General features: G+C 67.1%; 8 protein-coding genes. 5 read left to right on the top strand and 3 right to left on the bottom strand.

From position 1 onward, the window contains the following. Positions 1-30 precede the first annotated feature (30 nt). Positions 31-2,763: a family 78 glycoside hydrolase catalytic domain gene (locus HTUR_RS19220; RefSeq protein ID WP_012945001.1), complete on the bottom strand. Its 2,733-nt coding sequence runs from the start codon at positions 2,761-2,763 to the stop codon at positions 31-33. Between the two features lie 146 nt (positions 2,764-2,909). Between HTUR_RS19220 and HTUR_RS19225 the strand changes: the two genes are divergently transcribed. Further along, the gene (locus HTUR_RS19225; RefSeq protein ID WP_012945002.1) at positions 2,910-5,105 is read left to right on the top strand and encodes an RICIN domain-containing protein; all 2,196 of its coding nucleotides are present in this window, start codon (positions 2,910-2,912) and stop codon (positions 5,103-5,105) included. A 333-nt stretch (positions 5,106-5,438) separates the two neighbouring features. Here HTUR_RS19225 and HTUR_RS19230 read toward each other — a convergent pair whose 3' ends face one another. Together HTUR_RS19230 and HTUR_RS19235 are read right to left on the bottom strand one after the other, a co-directional pair. Continuing rightward, entirely contained in the window at positions 5,439-6,623 is a 1,185-nt protein-coding gene (locus tag HTUR_RS19230) for an oligogalacturonate lyase family protein (protein ID WP_012945003.1), read from the bottom strand. Between the two features lie 64 nt (positions 6,624-6,687). Beyond that, positions 6,688-8,547, bottom strand: coding sequence for a DUF2264 domain-containing protein (locus HTUR_RS19235; RefSeq protein WP_049941946.1), 1,860 nt, complete (start codon positions 8,545-8,547; stop codon positions 6,688-6,690). Between the two features lie 139 nt (positions 8,548-8,686). On the opposite strand from HTUR_RS19235, the gene HTUR_RS19240 reads away from it, so the two are divergent. The 4 genes from HTUR_RS19240 to HTUR_RS19255 all read left to right on the top strand — a co-directional run bounded on the left by HTUR_RS19240 (position 8,687) and on the right by HTUR_RS19255 (position 17,999). After that, positions 8,687-11,878 (top strand): glycoside hydrolase family 2 TIM barrel-domain containing protein, encoded by a 3,192-nt coding sequence (locus HTUR_RS19240; protein ID WP_012945005.1) that lies wholly within the window; start codon positions 8,687-8,689, stop codon positions 11,876-11,878. Between the two features lie 119 nt (positions 11,879-11,997). Then, a complete protein-coding gene (locus HTUR_RS26800) occupies positions 11,998-12,180 on the top strand; it encodes a hypothetical protein (protein ID WP_148225409.1) in 183 nt (60 codons plus the stop codon). Between the two features lie 14 nt (positions 12,181-12,194). Further along, positions 12,195-15,077 carry a glycosyl hydrolase 115 family protein gene (locus HTUR_RS19245; RefSeq protein ID WP_049942004.1) on the top strand — a complete coding sequence of 961 codons (2,883 nt, stop codon included), beginning with the start codon at positions 12,195-12,197 and terminating at the stop codon, positions 15,075-15,077. A gap of 687 nt (positions 15,078-15,764) precedes the next feature. Next, positions 15,765-17,999: an RICIN domain-containing protein gene (locus HTUR_RS19255; RefSeq protein WP_012945007.1), complete on the top strand. Its 2,235-nt coding sequence runs from the start codon at positions 15,765-15,767 to the stop codon at positions 17,997-17,999. The last annotated feature ends 87 nt before the right edge of the window (positions 18,000-18,086 follow it).

Raw genomic sequence — 18,086 nt, forward strand, 5'->3', positions numbered from 1 at the left:
CGACCCGTCTACTGCGGCGCGTCTACGAGGTCATTCGAGGGCGAACCGGTAGGTACCCGATTCGACGTCGATCTCGAGCCGATCGCCCTCCCGAACGGCCGAGACGCCGTCGGGTAACGTCGCCGCGCCCTCGTCGCCCCGAACCGGTTCGCCGTCGACGATCGCGACGGCATCGCCGGTGCTCGTTGGGAGGACGACCGTCGCCGACGCGTTCCACGGGATCGTCGCCTCGAGTCGGAACGACGCGCCGTCCTCGCGGTCCTCGTCCGCTTCGCGACTCCACGAGACCTCGACGGTGCCCCGCTCAGTCGGGATCCGGCCGGACGCCGACTCGAGTCCCGCATCGGGCGGGCGGATCTCGAGGTGTTCGCCTGCGACGCCGTCGGGACGAACGCCCAGAAGCGTCCGCAGAATGTACACCAGCACCGTCGCGCCCATGGCGTGGGACTCGCTGCGATTGTGCCGCTGATCGTCCGGCAGGGAGGAGTCGCGGCAGTGCCAGGTCTCCCAAGTGAACGTGCCGCCCTGTGCGAGGATGTTCGCCCAGCCGTCGTCCGCGGCGTTCGTCAGCAGGTCGACGACTGCGTCAGGGCGACCGGCGGTCTCGAGGGCCTCGAGCAGCCACGGCACCATCATCGGTCCCATCGCCATTCCCTGCTCGGCCGCGTGCTCGGCGACGGCGTCGACGTGCGCGTCGGGAACGAGACCGAACGCCAGCGGCAGTGCGTTGGCGTGCTGGGAGGCTGAGTCGCTCGCCTCGGTCGCGTCACAGCCGTCGACGTAGTAGTCGCCCCGACGGAGACGGTCGTCGATCGCCGACTCGAGCGCGCGCTGGCGGTCGCGGTAGTGCGCCCGCTCGCGGTCCGGTCGGTCGAGTTCGGCCGCGATATCGGCCGCCCGCCCGAGCGCGCTCGTACAGAGGACGTTGACCGTGGTCCTGACGGGCCAGTCCCGATCGTAGCCGTAGCGCATCTCGGGCGGCCAGTCGACGATCCCCTCCTCGTAAGGGCCGCCCTCGCCGCCCGAGAGGTTCGCGACGAGTCCCGTCTCGCCGTCGACGTGGCGCTCGACGTACGCCGCGATCGCCGTGATGACGGGATAGGCGCGCTCGAGGATCGTCCGGTCGCCGGTCGTGCGGTAGTACCGCCAGACCCACTCGGGGAACGAGACCGTGAAGTCGGGGATGTCGCGCTTGCCGTCGCCGTTCGGATAGACGGCGTTCAGCCGGCCCTCGCCCGCCCAGTACCGGTAGTGCGAGCGGAGGAACTCCTCGATCGCCTGTCGGCTCAGCGCGCGCTCCGCGAACGCTCGCATCGTCGTCCGCGAGACGTTGAAGCCGTCCATCAGGAACTGGCCCTTCTCGCGAGTCGGCGTGTCGACGAACTGCCCCTGACAGCCGTACAGCGCCGAGTGGCGCGCGAGGTCGAAGACCGCGTCGACCGTCTCGTCGTCGGACTCGAACGTCGCCGCCCGCTCGTCGGGGACGGCGTTGCGCGTCGCCAGCAGCCCCACCTGTTCGGGCTCGAGTACCTCGCCCGGATCGTCGATCTGCAGGTAGCGGACGCCGAGGTAGTTGAACGGACGGAACCGACACTCGCCCTCGCGCTGGACGTACTCGTAGCGCATGTCCGTCCACTGGGTCCCCTCCGTCTCGTCGACCGAGCCGTCGTCCGCGAGCCGGTAACCCGCTCTGAGCGCGACCCGGTGTCCGTCGGTTCCGTCGGCAAAGTGCACCTCGGGGAGCCCGGCGTAGACGCGTCCGAAGTCGACCACGTACGAGCCGTCCTCGAGTCGGTCCATCGAGACGGGCTCGATCGGCAACCGAACGACTTCGGATCGCTGGGCGACGAGCCGTTCCCACGGCTCGGTCGGATGGGTGCCGACGACGGTCGCGGGATCCCACGCTCCGGCGTCGAATCCCGGTTCGTCCCACCCGTCCGGAGATCGACGGCCGTCGATTATCTCGATCGGCTCCGCGATCTCGTCGTTTCGAAGCGGCGCGTCCTCTCGCCATTCGGCCTCGCGAACGCGCCACGATTCGTCGGTGACGACAGTGCGCTCGGTCCCGTCGGCGAACGTCACCTCGAGCCGGCAGACGAACCCTGGTTCGGCGGCGGGTCGCCCCTGTCCGGCGCCGTTCCAGTTGCACAGCGCGCCGACCGCGTTCTCGCCCGTCTCGAGGTCGTCCGTGAGGTCGACGGTCCTGTAGTATTGGAAGTCCGGATAGGACGCCGACGGGCCGCAGTCGACCGTACGTCCGTTGACCGAGAGCTCGTACCGGTGGCTCGCGGAGACGTACGCTCTGGCTCGCTCGATTTCCCCCTCGAGGGAGACCTCACGGCGCAGGTAGGTGAATCGACCGCGCTCGAACGCGCCGTCTCCCGGCCGGCGGATCCAGGCGGCCTCCCAATCGGCGGGCTCGAGCAGCCCCGTCTCCCATCGGGCTGGCTCACTCCACTCGCTCGGTTCGTCGGCCTCGTCCCACACGCGAACCGCCCAGTGGTATTCGGTTCCGGACTCGAGCGGCTCGCCGTCGTAGGTCACCGCCGGCCGGTCCGACGGTCGCTTGCCGGTGTCCCAACAGTCGGCCTCGCCGGGCGAGAGCCGGTCGGGAGTCGACGCGACGAGCACTCTGAACGCGGTTTGTCCGGCTCCGCGGCGATCAGTATCGACACGCCAGCGTAGGTCCGGTGTCGGGGTATCGAGCCCGATCGGGTCCGACGCGTACTCGGTTCGCAGGTCTACTGGCTGGTCCCCTGACATCGTCGTGTTCGTGTGCTATCGCTTCGGAGGCCGTAAAAGCGTACCGGCGCGGCCGCGCCGACTCTCGAGATACCCCATTCATCACTGGCCATGATTGTGTATATTATTACAATAAATATTTATGAACGGGTGTCGACCACCGTGTTGTGGTACGAGATACCGAACCGCAAGGTAGTGGCAACGCGAGCGCACACGAGTCCGGCCTGACGTTCGACCGGCGAACGATCCTCGGCCTGTTGGGCGTCGGCGGTCTCGCCGCGGCGTACGGGAGCGGAACGGCGCGAGCCGACGGCGGCCGGGCCGACGGACGACACGGCGAGTCGGGCCCGACACGCAAGTGGAACCAGGACATCGATGCGCAGGGACACGACCTCTCGAATCTGGGGTCGCTCGAGGTCGACCACGTCTACACGGCAGCGCGGAACGCGGACGTGATCGTCTGGAAGGACGACGACGGCGTCTTCCACGCCGACGGGACGGACGGACACGTCGCGAGCGGCGAGGACGTGATCGAGGTCACGCAGGCGGCGGTCGACAGCCTGACCGACGGGCGCGACTGGAAGGAGACGGTCGCGGTGGTCTCGCCGAGCACCGTCGGTCCGGTCGAGGGAAGCGGCGACGTACCGACCTACGAGGGCTCGGACGACATCGAGAGCATCGAACTGCCGAGTTACACCGTGCTGGATATGCCCGCGACGATGCATGTCGAGGACGAGGGCGATCAGGCGCTCGTCGTTCCGGTCGCGGCCTACGACGCCGAACACATCGAGATTCCGAACTTCAGAGTCGTCGGAAATCCTCGGTTCGGAATGTTCCTCCGGAGCGTTCGGAACCTCCGGCTCGGGAACGTGAACGTCGAGATGACCGGCGAGAGCCCCCGCGGCGGCATCGGCGTCCGCATCGACGGCTTCGCCCACGGCCGCGGCGAGGACACCGTCCGCTGTACGGATATCCAGGTCGATTCGGTCTACGTCGAGAACTCGGGCGGCCACGCCTTCGAGACGTACGCGGTCGACCGCCTCCAGGTCGGCCAGGTCATCGCGAACGGCGTCGAGTCTGGCTGTGGCGTCCTGCTCAACGAGACCACCGACGCGACGGTCGGCTCCGTCGTCGGGCGGGAGATCGACCCCGGCGGCGGCTACGCCGGATTCCGCGTGGCCAACGGCACGCACGACGTCACCTGCGATCAGGTGGTCGTCCGCGGCGGCGCCCGCGGGATCTTCGGCGTCTCGGGCTCCCACGACATCACCATCGGAGAGGTGAACATCTCGGAGATGGGCGGCGGCGTCTTCATCGAGGACAACCAGAACTTCACCATCGAGGGCGGCGTCGTCAAGAACTGCGACTGGGAGGCCGTGCGCATCCACTCGCGGTCGGACTACCAGCACGATCCCACGAACGGCGTGACGATACAGAACCTCCGCACCTACGACGACCGGCCGGAGGAAGACCGCGAACAGAGTTACGGCATCTACGTCTCCGGCGGGCAGACCTCGAACGTCCGGATCATCGACTGCGACGTGCGCGGCGGCGGCACCGATCAGAACATCCGGGTCGATGCCGACGAGACGATCCTCCGGGGCAACCACGGCGGCGGACTCGCGAAGGGAACCGTCACCCTCGAGTCCGGCGCCGACCCCGCCGCGACCGTCGGGGGCGTCAGTCCGTTCGGCTACCAACAGCCGTCGCTGCGGGCCGATCCCGTCGAGGCGACGGACGCGACGTTCGCCTTCGATCACTACTTCGTGTGGAACGCCGACGCGGAGGCGTGGGATCTCCACCTCGAGTGGAAGCGCGATCCCGGCCAGGACGTGGACGTCCAGTACGTCGTCGACAATCCGCGGGCGAACCTCGGTGCCCGCGAGTCGATGGGCGGCGGTGGCGAGCTCACGGAACTCGAGGCGGGGACCTACCGGCTCACCTCGGCGCTCAACGGCGACGACATCGTGATGAGCGTCGACGGCGACCTCGCCGACGGCGCGAACGTCTACAACGATACCTGGGGCGAGGCGAGCGGCCAGGTGTGGGACGTGACGGAACTCGAGGACGGCGTCTTCCGCATCAGCCCGGCCGACGCCGGCGGGCTCGCGCTCGAGACGGCCGACGGCGGGACCGACACCGGCACGAACCTCGAACTGGGCGCGTGGGAGGACGCCGACCACCAGAAGTTCGAGGCGAATCCGATCGCGCCCGATCGCTACTCGCTCGAGCCGACCCACGCGGACGACCTCGCGGTCGACGTCTGGGAGGTCGACCCCGAACCGGGCGCCGACCTGCGCCACTGGAACGTGACGAACAGCAGCAACCAGCTCTGGAAGTTCCAGGATCCCGAGGACGGATAGCGGAGTCCGTTTCGGCTCGAAACCGCTCGTCCGTTCGCGTCGATCGGCGACCGACTGCGAGACGGTGATATGTTGTAACGACCCAAATCTTGATATTCGTCCATCGAGTACATCGATTTGCGCACTGAACGTGCGCGGTACACGGAATAGCCTCTGGCAAGCCTATTCTCGTACATCTCCCGCCAGTGGGGAACCCCCACTAAACCCACTGGCGGGGGAGATTTCGCGACGGACGAACCCTACAGCCGCGAGCGAGCAGTACGCACTCGAAAATTGCAGCGTATCCTCGAGCCCGTAGAACGACCGCGGACTGTTGTGGTCGCCGCAGATGGCCTACTCCGCTACGCCCTCGAATGCCGGGAGTTCGTCGAGGTCGTCGGGAACATCGACGAGGTAGACGTCGCTGCCGTCGCCGTCGCGAGCGCGGGAGCTATCGAAGACGATGCTGTCTCCGTCGGGACTCAACCTCGAGTGGGGGTGAACGTCATCGTCGCCGCTCCAGCCGTGGACGGCCAGTTTTCGCGGCGTCCGGTACCCGCCGGTGTCGTCGTCCCACTCCCAAAGAAGATCGAACGGAGCGCCGCGGTACGTACCGTCTCCGACGACCAGGTCGCGAGAGTTGCTGTGGAAATGCGTGTAGATGTCCGGCGCCGGCCACTCGTACCGCTCCGTGCCGTTGTATCGAACGTGCCCGAAGAACGCCGCCGGATCGTCGCGGCGACCCCGCCAGCCGTGGTAGCCGATCGTCTCGCCGTCGGCGAGCCAGTACTCGTGGCCGACGGCCTCGTCCTCTCCGGTCTGTCGGACCGGCCACGTCTCGTCCGTCTCGAGGTTCAACACCCGGATTCGATCGACGTCCTCCCACGTTCCCTCCTCGCAGTACGTGACGAGTTCGGGCCGGGTCGGCGACGCGTTGACGTGGTTGAGCCACCGATCGTCCTCGACGTGGACCGTCGGCTCGCCGCCGGAGAGCGGGATCGAGAGCACCTTCGAGTGGGGACCGGCGTCCATCCGGTCGGCGATCCACTGCTCGCGATCGGCCGACCGTCCCTCGATGTCGAGCTTCTCCGAGAGCGCGACAACGGCTCGTTCCCCATTGGCCGTCCCCGCGGCGATGCTCCCCGCGTAGCCGTCGGGGCGTTCGTACAGCGGCGTCACCTCGAGGGACTCGAGATCGAGCGTGACGAGCCGATCGTCGCACCAGAACAGCGCCGTCGACTCGGTCGCGACGCGGGTGACGCCGCTGATCGCCGCGGGGAGGTCGGTCAGCTGCGTGATCTCGCCGGACTCGAGGGCGATCGAGTAGAGCTGCTGCGTTCCGTCGCGATCCGAGCGGACGAGCAGCTTACGGCCGTCGTCGTACCACCCCGGTTCGGTGAAGTACAGATGTCGGCTGTCGGCGTTCGAATCGCTCGTCAACCGCGTGACCCGCGCGCCGGTCTCCGGATCCGCGTATCGGTCGCACTCCGACGGTAGCGTTCGGCCGGCGTTCGGCCCCTGTCGTAACTCGTCTGCCATCTGGCTCAGGAGACGTAGTCGAAACGCAAAAAGATACTCGACGGTGCGATCGACTCGAGTCCGACTACTCCGTCCCGTCGGCCCCCGAAATATCGCCCGCAGAACACTCGAGGAGTCGGTCGCCGTCGGCCGTCTCGATCGCGACGCGGTCGTCGTCGGCCGCCACGAGTTCCGGCGTCCGGTCGAAATCGACCGGCCCCTCGGCCGTCGCTCGGACGGCAGTGGCCAGCCAGTGTTCACCGGCGTCGTACCGCTTTCGGAGCGTCGGGACGACCGTGCGCGGGTGCATGAGGTTCGTGTTCGGTTCCTCCGGGACGATCTCCGGCCGGCGATCGCCGCACAGGTCGGTGACGAGGGTCGTTCCGTTGGGATACGCGGCGCGGGCGGTCGCTCCCTCGGTCTCGTGGGTGAACCGCGTCGGATCGTCGTCGCCCGTCCGATCGAGCGCGAATCCGCCCTCCTCGCTGTGAAGCGGTCGCGACGTCTCGAGGCGGTGAACTCGGACGTGCCAGGGGAGCGCCGGCGCCAGCCAGGTTTCGACGCGGACGTCGTCCCACGGGATCCAGAGCGATTTGAGGGTCGTCCCGTCGACTTCGGTCGCGGCGACCGACTCGGGGGCGGGGGTTTTGTACCGGTCGCCGTCCGGGCTGAGCGCGAGCGAGCTGTCGTGTCCCGCCTGCCCGAGGCCCACGTTCTGCCCGGCCATGGAGAACCCGAAGGTCGCGGAGTAGGCGAACTTCCCGTACTTCTCCGGCCCGTAGATGCTGTCCTGGGCGAGCGAGAGCGCGAACAGGTGGTCGTCGTCCCGACAGATGACCTTCCGAGGCTCGGACTGGACGACCGTCTCGGGTCGGTCGGGTAGCGGCTCCTCGTCGGCCTGCCAGAACGGGTGCGTCGGCTCGAGCGCGAGCGGCAGGAACGCCTTCGTCGCCCAGTACGGCGAGTTCGGCGAGTTGTACACTTCCGACGTCTTCAGCGTCGGATATCGGTAGCCGACCGACAGCAGGCCGCCGTCCGTGAAGATCGGCTGGTTCAGCCACCAGCGGACGTTCCGCGCCCAGAGCCCTCTGAGGACGCCCCACGGGAGCGGGTTCAGATCGGCGAACGCGAGCGCGCCCCAGAACCCGGCCTGTGCGAAGCGGTAGGTGAGGCTCCGTCCGTAGGGGAGCGCGCGCCCCTCGTCGTCGAACCAGTGGACGTGCTCGGTCGCGAACTCGGCGGCCCGCTCGCGAAACCGGCGAGCCCGCTCTGGGTCCTCGTCGCCGCAGACGGCGGCGTAGACGAGCCCGTAGAAGTGCATCGCCCACGGCAGGTAGTAGTCGATCGGGCTCCCGTCCCCTACCGGCCCGTCGGTGTACCAGCCCTCGCCCTGATAGAACGACTCGAGTCGATCCAGCGACGACTGCGTGCCCTCCCAGTCGTGGTCGGCCCCGACCGACCGGAGCCCCATGTTGACCATGACCCGGAAGAACAGCCAGTTGCAGTCGTGGAGTTCGGCGTCGTTGATCTGGTTTAGCCAGCGGACGAGCCGTTCCCGCTCCGGTTCGGAGAGCGGATCCCAGATTCGGTCGGGCGTCAGCGCGAGTCCGAGCCCGATCGCGGCCATCTCGACGTGTTTCTGGGAGTAGTCGTCCGCCTCGCCCCAGTACTCCTCGTGGTCCGGATCCGTTCCGTTGACGAGGCCGCGTCGAACGAGGTCCCACTGATCGGACGTCCCGTGGACGCTCAGCGGGACGATCCCCCACAGCGGTCTCGCGAATCCCTCGAGTTCGGCGGCGGCGGCGGGGAAGTGAGCGCCGGTCGCCATCGGTCGCACCCGCGCGCCGCCGGGACTGGCGTGCTCGTACAGCGGTTCGACGAGGTCCTCGACGGCCCGTTCGAAATCGGCTCGCGTCCGAAGCGGATTCTCCGCGACTGGGTTCATGGCTGAGATATACTGACACGGGTCCAAAACGATTGCCATACTGAATCCGTTTTGCTTCGAACCCGTGTCACGCTCGAGGCGACGGACTCGACCCGTCCCGACCGAGGATTGATGATGGTTCGTCGAACACTAGCGGCCGATGACTCGAGACTGGGCCGACCCGGAGACGGTCGGTCGAAATCGGATCGATCCGCACGCGTACGGCCTTCCGTACGCCGAGACGGACACCGCGACCGCGGGAAACCGAGCGGCCTCGCCCTGGATCGCGTCGCTGAACGGCGAGTGGCGGTTCCGGTTGGCGGAGACGCCGACCGCCGCGCCCGACGGGTTCCACGAGCCGGACGCCGACGTCGGCGACTGGGACCGTATCGAGGTGCCCCAGCACTGGCAGACCGCCGGCTACGGCGATCCCCACTACACGAACGTGGTCTACCCGTTCCCGCTCGATCCGCCCCACGTCCCGACCGAGAACCCGACCGCGTCGTACCGCCGGACGTTCCACGTCCCCGACGACTGGGACGAGCGCCAGATCCGACTCCGATTCGGCGGCGTCGACTCCGCGTTCCACCTCTGGATCAACGGCGAGGAAGTCGGGTACAGCGAGGGGAGCCGGCTCCCGTCGGCGTTCGACGTCACCGACTACGTCTCGCCGGGCGAGAACACGGTCGCCGTCCGCGTCTACAAGTGGTCGACCGGGAGCTACCTCGAGGACCAGGACATGTGGTGGCTCAGCGGGATCTTCCGGGACGTCGCCCTCTCGGCTCACCCGACGGTACAGGTCGCGGACGTGGACGTCCGGACCGACCTCGACGAGCGATATGAGGACGCCGTCCTGCAGGCGTCCGTCGACGTACGCAACGTCGGCGACGACGCCGGGACGGCCCGAATCGAACCGACGCTGCGCGATGCGGACGGAACGCCGGTCTCGACGACGCTCGAGGCGCGGTCCGTCGCGCTCGAGGCCGGCGAGGCGACGACCCTCGAGTTCGAGACGACCGTCGAGGAGCCCCGCAAGTGGACCGCGGAGACGCCCAACTGCTACGATTTCGCGCTCGGTATCTCCGACGGACGGGGCGACGACGAGACGGTCCTCGCGCAGACGGTCGGCTTCCGTGAAATCGAGATCGTCGACGGACAGTTGCTGGTCAACGGCCGACCGGTGACGATCCGCGGCGTCAACCGCCACGACTTCCACCCCGACCGCGGCCGCGCCGTCCCGCTCGAGGCGATGCGGGAGGACGTCGAGCTGATGAAGCGGCACAACATCAACGCGGTTCGTACCGCCCACTACCCGAACGATCCGCGGTTCTACGAGCTCTGTAACGAGTACGGGCTCTACGTGCTCGACGAGACCGACCTCGAGTGCCACGGGATGGTCCACGCGGAGACGACCGAGCACGTAAGCGACGATCCCGACTGGGAAGCCGCGTACGTCGACCGGATGGTTCGGATGGTCGAGCGCGACAAGAACCACCCCAGCGTCATCTGCTGGTCGCTGGGCAACGAGTCGGACCTCGGGGCCCACCACGAACGGATGGCCGCGGCGACGCGCGAGCGCGATCCGACGCGGCCGATCCACTACGAACCCGACACGGAGCAGACGGTCTCCGATATCATCGGGCCGATGTACCCGCCCTTCGAGCAACTCGAGGAATGGGCCGAGGCGGACCTCGAGCATCCGGTCGTGCTCTGCGAGTACGCCCACGCGATGGGGAACGGACCGGGGAACCTCCGGGAGTTCTGGGACCTCTTTTACGAGCACGAGGGGATGCAGGGCGGCTTCGTCTGGGACTGGATCGATCAGGGACTCCGGCGGACGGCCGACGACGGGACGGAGTGGTTCGCCTACGGCGGCGACTTCGGCGACGAACCGAACGACGCGAACTTCAACATCAACGGGCTCGTCTTCCCCGATCGGAAGCCCTCGCCCGGACTCACCGAGTACAAGAAGGTCATCGAGCCGGTCGTCCTGCGCGAGGACGATCTCGAGCGCGGGGAGCTCACCGTCGAGAACCGGTACGATTTCCGGTCGCTCGAGCACCTCCGCGCCTCCTGGCGCCTGCTATCCGACGGCCGCGTCGTCGAGAGCGGACGGCTGCCGCTGCCCTCGATCGCCGCCGGCGAGTCCGCGACGGTCACGGTTCCCGTCGACGTGGACGGACTCGAGACAGACGGACTCGATGCGGACGCCGAACACGTCCTCACTGTCGACGTCTCGCTTGCCCGCGAGACGGCGTGGGCGCCGCAGGGACACACGGTCGCGACCGGGCAGTTCGAGCTTCCGGAAAGCGGATCCGGGACCGGCTCCGCTTCGCAGCCGTCGACCGGCGTCGCCGCGCCGCTGACGTGTGCGGGAGACGGGGAGGAGATCCGCGTTTCGAACGAGCAGTTCGAACTGGTCTTCGATCGCACGTTCGGCGTCATCGACTCGCTCGCGTACCGGAATCGGTCGCTGTTGGAGGACGGTCCGTCGGTCGGAATCTGGCGCGCGCCGACGGACAACGACGGGGGGCTCCCGCTCTCGCGGACGCTCCTCTCGCAATTCACCGAACGCTACGAGAACGAGGAACTCGTTCAGGCGGGGGACCTCGCGACCGTCGGGTTCGAACAGCTCTGGCGGGAGCACGGGCTCGATCGGCTGCAGTTCCGCGTCGACGACGTCACGTGTGTTCGGGGCGAGCGAGACGCCGATCCCGTTACGATCACCGTCGACGGCCGCCTCGCGCCGCCGATATACGACCACGGGTTCGCAGTCGAGCAGACGTACATGATCGAGCGCACCGGTGCGATAACCGTCGACACCGCGATCAAGCCCGAAGGAGACCTGTCGCTGCTGCCCTCGCTCCCTCGAGTCGGGCTCGATCTCACGCTCGAAGACGACCTCGATCGGGTCACGTGGTACGGACGCGGGCCAGGCGAGTCGTACGTCGACAGCAAGGAGGCCGCCCTGCTCGGCCGGTACAGTCGCTCGGTCGCCGATCTGCAGACGCCCTACGTCGCCCCCCAGGAGAGCGGGAACCGAACGGACACCCGCTGGGTGACGTTCACCGACCAGCGCGGGACCGGCCTCTTCGTCACCGGCGAAACGCCGTTCGATTTCAGCGCACACCCCTTCAGTACCGCCGATCTCGACGCTGCCGGGCACACGCACGAGCTTCCGGATCGAGACGGCGTCTGGGTTTCGCTCGACGACGGCCACTGTGGGCTCGGGACCGGAAGCTGCGGACCGCCGACGCTCGAGGAGTACCGACTCGAGCCAGAGCCGATCTCGTTCCGTATGGAACTACACCCGTTCGCTGCAGACGAGCTTCCGGCGACCGATCGGTACTGAGAGCTGCCAAGCCGTGCGGTCCAGTGCCGGTCGGTTCCGATATGGCGAACGACGCATGATTACGGTTCACCTGACGGAACGGTGGTTTTATGCCTCGATGCGACACACTGTGCGTCAACATGTCACGCACTCGGGACACGCTGGCGGCAACGACTGCGAATCGGGGAGTGCCCGATCGCGACACCGAACCGACGGCGGTCGACCGGATCGACGACGCGCTCGAGAAGTGTCGTATCTGGAGTGAGTACGTCTCCGTCGAGGGGCTCGTTCGGACGACTGAGCGCTGGTCCCGGTACTGGTGATGAACGTGGACACGATGATAACCGACAGCCCCGCAGACGGCGACGTCCCGATCGTCTCCAGGGACGCGATCGCCGATCTGTACGTCGACGGGGACGATCACGAGGTCGCGACCGTCGCGGCGACCGATCTCGGTGACGATATCGAACGCGTCACCGGACACCGACCCGCGGTCACCGGTTCGCTCGCCGAACTCTCCGGGACCGCCGTGATCGTCGGAACGATCGGTCGCTCCGAGGGCGTTGACCGATGCCTGGAGTCGAGCGACGTCGACGTCGCGACGCTGGCGGACGAGCGGGAGAGTTTCGCCGTCGGAACGGTCGACGAACCGCTACCGGGCCTCGAGTCGTGCGTGCTGATCGCCGGGAGCGATCGCCGCGGGACGGCTTACGGAGCGTACGAGCTGTCGAAGCGGATCGGCGTCTCGCCGTGGTACTGGTGGGCCGACGTGCCGACGCCCGACCGCGACGCCCTTTACGTGACCGAGGGCCTCGAGCGGATGGGACCGCCGTCGGTTCGGTACCGCGGCGTGTTCATCAACGACGAGGACTTCGGGTTCCGCGAGTGGGCACAGGAGACGCACGATCCGGCCACGCCGGACGGCATCGGGCCGAAGACCTACGAACGGCTGTTCGAACTCCTCCTGCGACTCAGGGCGAACACGATCTGGCCCGCGATGCACGAGGGAACGACGGCGTTCTACCGGTGTGAGGGCAATCGCGAGGTCGCCGAGCGGTACGCCATCGTCGTCGGCACCTCCCACTGCGAGCCGATGCATCGCAACAACGTCGACGAGTGGGACCCGGAGACGGACGGCGAGTGGAACTACGCGACCAACGCAGAGCGGATCCGCGAGTACTGGACCGACCGCGTCGACGAGGTCGCCGACAGCGAGAATATCTTCACGGTTGGCATGCGCGGGATCCACGACTCGGGGATGCCCGGCGGCGACACCCTCGAGGAACGCGTCGACCTGCTCCAACGAGTGATCGACGTCCAGCGCGAGATCCTCGAGGAACATCACGAGTCGCCGGTCGAGGCCGTCCCGCAGATTTTCTGCCCGTACAAGGAGACGCTCGAGCTCTACCGGAACGGCCTCGAGGTGCCCGAAGACGTCTGCGTCGTCTGGCCCGACGACAACTTCGGCTACCTCCGGCGACTGCCGACCGGCGAGGAGCGCGCGCGGTCCGGCGGCCACGGCGTCTACTACCACCTCTCGTACTGGGGACGTCCGCACGACCACCAGTGGCTGTGTTCGATCCCGCCGGCGCTGATTCGCGAGGAACTGCACCGCGCCTATCGCCACGGCGTCGACACGCTCTGGATGGCGAACGTCGGCGATCTCAAGCCGGCGGAGAAAGAGGCGGAGTACTTCTTCAAGTTGGCCTGGGACGTCGAGGGCGTCGCGGAGCGATCGACGAGCGACTGGCTCGCCGAGTGGGCCGCCCGCAAATTTGGCCCTGCCCACGCGGACGATATCGCCGACGTCCTCGCCGAATACTACCGACTCGCGCTCGCCCGCAAGCCGGAACACGTGGGCTGGAACGCGGTGTACCCGAACACCGAGAAGAACGAACCGACGTTCAGCGCAGTCCGCGACGGCGACGAGGCCCGGCGACGCCTCGAGGCCTACGAGCGGATCGACGAGGCGGCCAGCGAGATCGGCGAGGCGCTGCCCGAGGAATCGCGAACGGCGTACTTCCACCTCGTCGAGTACCCGATCCGCTGTGCGCGGGCGATGAACGAGGGGGCCCTCGAGGCGATGCGGAGCCGGCTCTACGCGGGTCAGGGCCGGACGAGCGCGGCGACGTACGCCGAACGATCACGGGCGGCGCTCGAGCGCATCGACGCGGCGACGACGCGGTACAACAACTCGTCGGACGGCAAGTGGCGCGGGATGATGTCCGCGAGCCCGCGGGAGTTGCCGGTGTTCGACCAGCCCGCGACCGGGCGCGTGACCGACGAGCAGGGTCCGACCCTCGAGATTGCCGTCGAAGGAACGCCGAGCGTCGCCGGAACCGGTCCGCGAATCCGTCGGGTGCCGACGATCGTGCAGGGCGTCGATCGGCGGCGGTTCGTCGACTGCTACAACCGCGGGACGGGCACGATCGAGTGGACGGCGACGACCGACGACTGGATCGACCTCGAGCGAACGTCGGGAACGTTCGAGGAAGACGAACGGCTGTGGGTCGGCGTCGACTGGGACGTTGCGCCGGACTCGCGGACGACCGGCCGTATTCGGATCGCGGGCGCCGGCCGGGAACTCGAGGTCGCGGTGCCGATCCGGCCGCGAGAGCGGCCGACGACGGACGAGGATCACGACGAGTTCGAGCCGGGAGTCGAGCGAGCGCCGGTCTTCGTCGAATCGAACGGACGCGTCGCGATCGAGGCCGACCACCCGACAGCCGTTCAACAGGCGAAGACGCGCTGGGAACCGGTCGACGGCCTCAGTCGAACGACCGGGACCGCGATGGCCAGTCGACCGGTCAACGGCTTACGCATCGACGCCGATGCAGTGTGCGAGCGAGCGGCGCGCCTCGAGTACGATTTCGAGGCCGACGCCGACGAGGTTCGCGTCGAGGTCCAGTTGCTGCCGACGCACGCGCCGACCGAGTCGACGCCCCACCGGTACGCGGTCGCGATCGACAGCGCCGCGCCGACGGTCGTCGACTTCGACGCGAACGGCGGCGAACACGACCCGCAATGGCAGCGGAACGTGCTCCGCTCGAGCGTTCATTCGACGACCGACCACGAACTCGATCGGTCCGGCCGTCACACGCTGTCGCTGTACGCGGTGGATCCGAGCGTTGTCGTCGATCGAGCGGTCGTCTACACCGATGGCGACGACCGCCGATCGTATCTTGGACCGCGAGAGACGCGGGATCGACGGCTCGAGTGACACCCGCGTCCGGTTCCGTCGAGAGACTCGAGATCCCAAGCCGGCGGAACGAGCGAGGATTACAGATAGCAGGGCCGTCGCGGACGTGGCCGGTCAGTAGCGATCGCAGATGGAACGCCTAATTCGGCCATAGCGGACGGATTTAGTCACAGGTAGCACGGTGTCGGTTCTATTTTTACAGCCATACGTTCGTATACGAGGGGGCGGACGCTGTCGACATCGATCCGGATCACGGGCGGGAAACCGGTATGTGGGCCCGCTATATCGCGAACGGTGACGGCCGTCTCGGACCGCTGATCGTCGGCCTCGAGATATCGAGCGACGATCCGGTGGGAGCGAACGAGAGTTCGAAAAGCGATGTCGCCGTCCCGGGCCCGACCGTCGTAGTACGGTCGGCTGTTACGTTCTACCTGATTTATCGATATTCACCTCGAGACGAGCATCCGGCTTCACCGAACGAATTCCGTCCGAAGGGTATAGCGAATTCCGTTCGGGGGAAAAACATGTCGGGATAGTCCGTCGATTACTGTGGCTGCTAATCGAACGGATTACCGTATCGAGCGGAGTGTCGAGACCTATATCAGTGTGCAGTCCGATACTTCTATATAAATATTAATTCACGTACAAAAGTATTATATAATGATGTATAGTGGAGTATGCTGTCGCGGGATTGCGACAGATAATATCATGAAAAACGATAGCAAGGAGATCAAGTCGATGGAACGCGATCACACAGACGAGGATCGAATCGCGAATACGAACACGTCCGACGCCACAGCGCTCTCGACGGGGCGACGCGGTGCGCTGGCGATGCTCGGCGCGACCGGACTCGCCGGGCTACTCTCGGGGACCGCGGGCGGCAGGCAGGGGTCCGGCGATGAGCCGACGACAGGCAACCAACCGTGGTACGAGTGGGACGCCGACGTCGACGCCGGCGACAACGGACTGTACGACCTCGAGCGGCTACAGACCGAACACGTCCACACGGCGGCGCGAGACCCAGAAGTCGTCGTCTGGGAGGACGACGAGGGCGTCTATCACGCCGATGCGGACGAGACGACCGTCTACAGCGGCGAGGACTACCTCGAGGCGATCCAGACGGCCGTCGATAGCCTGAGCGAGGGTCGAACGGAGAAAGAGCGCGTGCTGGTCGCCGCATCGGGAACGATCGGCCCGGCGGACGAACTCACGCAACTCGAAGTCCCGAGTTACACGGTCCTCGACGTCGCGGGCACGATTTACGTCGAGGACGACGGCGAACAACCGATGGTCATTCCGGTACGGGCCTTCGACGAGGAGGAGATCGAGATTCCGCGCCTCTCCATCGTCGGGAACCCGCGGTTCGGCATCTGGATTCAGGACACCGACTCCGTCAAATTGGGCGATATCGACATCCGGTTCGAGAACACCGAGGGGTTCGCCAACTACTGGGAGGTCGACGCCCCGGGCTGGCCGCCGACGTCGTTCGATCCCGACGCCAGTCGAGAGGAGATTCTGGCCGACCCGGGCTGGGTCGGCAAGTTCTGCGAGGGCGTCCGGGTCGACGCCCGCGCTCGAGACGAGTCAGCGTCGGACGTCTTCATCAGTTCGGTCTACGTCGAGGGCGGTCGCCACCACGCCGTCGAAACGTACGATACCGAGCGCGTCGTGATCGATCAGGTGATCGGCGTCGGCATGGGCGGCTCCGCGGTCATCCTGAACGAGACCGAGAACGCGGCGGTCAACAACGTCGTCGGGGAGAACCCCGAGTCCGAGACCTGGTACGCGACCTTCCGCTGTGCGAACGGCTGCGAGAACGTCTCAGTCGGTCAGGTCGTCAGTCGCGACGCCCCGCGCGGCATACACCTCACGACCGAATCGAACGAGATCACGGTCGGCGAGGTCAACATCATCGGCGCTCGGTACCACGGCATCAAGGTCGACAACGTCGAGAACATCACGATTCAGGGCGGCCTCGTCAAGAACGTCGTCCGATCGGGCGTGCTCTCGACGGCGAACGGGTTCTCTTGCTCGAACCTGCACGTCGTCGACGACCTCACCGACGAGGAACGCGAGGAAATCAATTTGCCTGCCGGCGACGGTGCCCCGGACGATCCCACCCAGACCCACGGCATTCAGTTCTTCGGGCGGAACGGCCGGATCGTCAACAACGACGTCCGCGACGCCGGAACGGAGGCGAACGTCGAGGTCGAGGCGCTGAACACCATCGTCCGAGACAACCTCGGCGGCGGGTTCCGATCGGGCACGGTCACGCTCGAGAGCGGCGCGGACGAAGCCGCCCGCGTGACCGGGATCGCCGGCCGCTTCGATGCCGCGTTCGACCTGCGCGCCGGACTCGAGGAGGCGCCCGCCGGCCCGACGGCCTGGTCGCACCGCTTCGAGTGGACCGGCGACGGCTGGGACCTCGTCTTCGAGTGGGAGACGGACCCCGGCGAAGACGTCGCGCTGTCCTACATCGTCGACCAGACCCAGGCCAGCGAGAGTGGCGTCGAACTCGACCCCCTCGAGCCCGGGACCTACCGGATCGACGCCGGTCACACCGGAATGCCGCTGACGGATGCTGACGGCAACCTCGAGATGGACGCGTGGGACGGCGACGACGATCAGCGCTGGATCGTCGAGGAAGACGGCGACGCCTACCGGATCGAACTCGCGGCGACCGGCGAGGTGCTCGAGGTCGAGGGCGGCGAGATCGAAGACGGCGCGAACGTGGGCGTCGGTACCGACAGCGGCGCCGACCACCAGCGCTGGGATATCAAGCCGATCTTCACCCCCTCCGGCGAGTTCCGCTACTCCGTCCACCCGGTCGGTGCCGATCAGGGGTTAGACGTCTCGGGCGCCGGCGAAGACCCCGGGACGAACGTGCTCCTGTGGGAGCACAGCGGCGTCGCCCACCAGCAGTTCACGTTCGAAGAACTGTAACGGTCGCCGCCTCGAGTCGACGATCGCGTACTGGCTGATCCGCAACAGGCTGGGCGACCAACCGGTCTGAACGATCGGTTCCGCGAC

It is taken from the genome of Haloterrigena turkmenica DSM 5511 (assembly GCF_000025325.1).
GTDB classification, from domain to species: Archaea; Halobacteriota; Halobacteria; order Halobacteriales; family Natrialbaceae; genus Haloterrigena; species Haloterrigena turkmenica.

Coding starts and splice junctions, on each gene's coding strand:
- HTUR_RS19220 (WP_012945001.1), bottom strand. CDS start 2,763: ATGTCAGGGGACCAGCCAGTAGACCTGCGAACCGAGTACGCGTCGGAC.
- HTUR_RS19230 (WP_012945003.1), bottom strand. CDS start 6,623: ATGGCAGACGAGTTACGACAGGGGCCGAACGCCGGCCGAACGCTACCG.
- HTUR_RS19235 (WP_049941946.1), bottom strand. CDS start 8,547: ATGAACCCAGTCGCGGAGAATCCGCTTCGGACGCGAGCCGATTTCGAA.
- HTUR_RS19240 (WP_012945005.1), top strand. CDS start 8,687: ATGACTCGAGACTGGGCCGACCCGGAGACGGTCGGTCGAAATCGGATC.
- HTUR_RS26800 (WP_148225409.1), top strand. CDS start 11,998: ATGTCACGCACTCGGGACACGCTGGCGGCAACGACTGCGAATCGGGGA.
- HTUR_RS19245 (WP_049942004.1), top strand. CDS start 12,195: ATGATAACCGACAGCCCCGCAGACGGCGACGTCCCGATCGTCTCCAGG.
- HTUR_RS19255 (WP_012945007.1), top strand. CDS start 15,765: ATGAAAAACGATAGCAAGGAGATCAAGTCGATGGAACGCGATCACACA.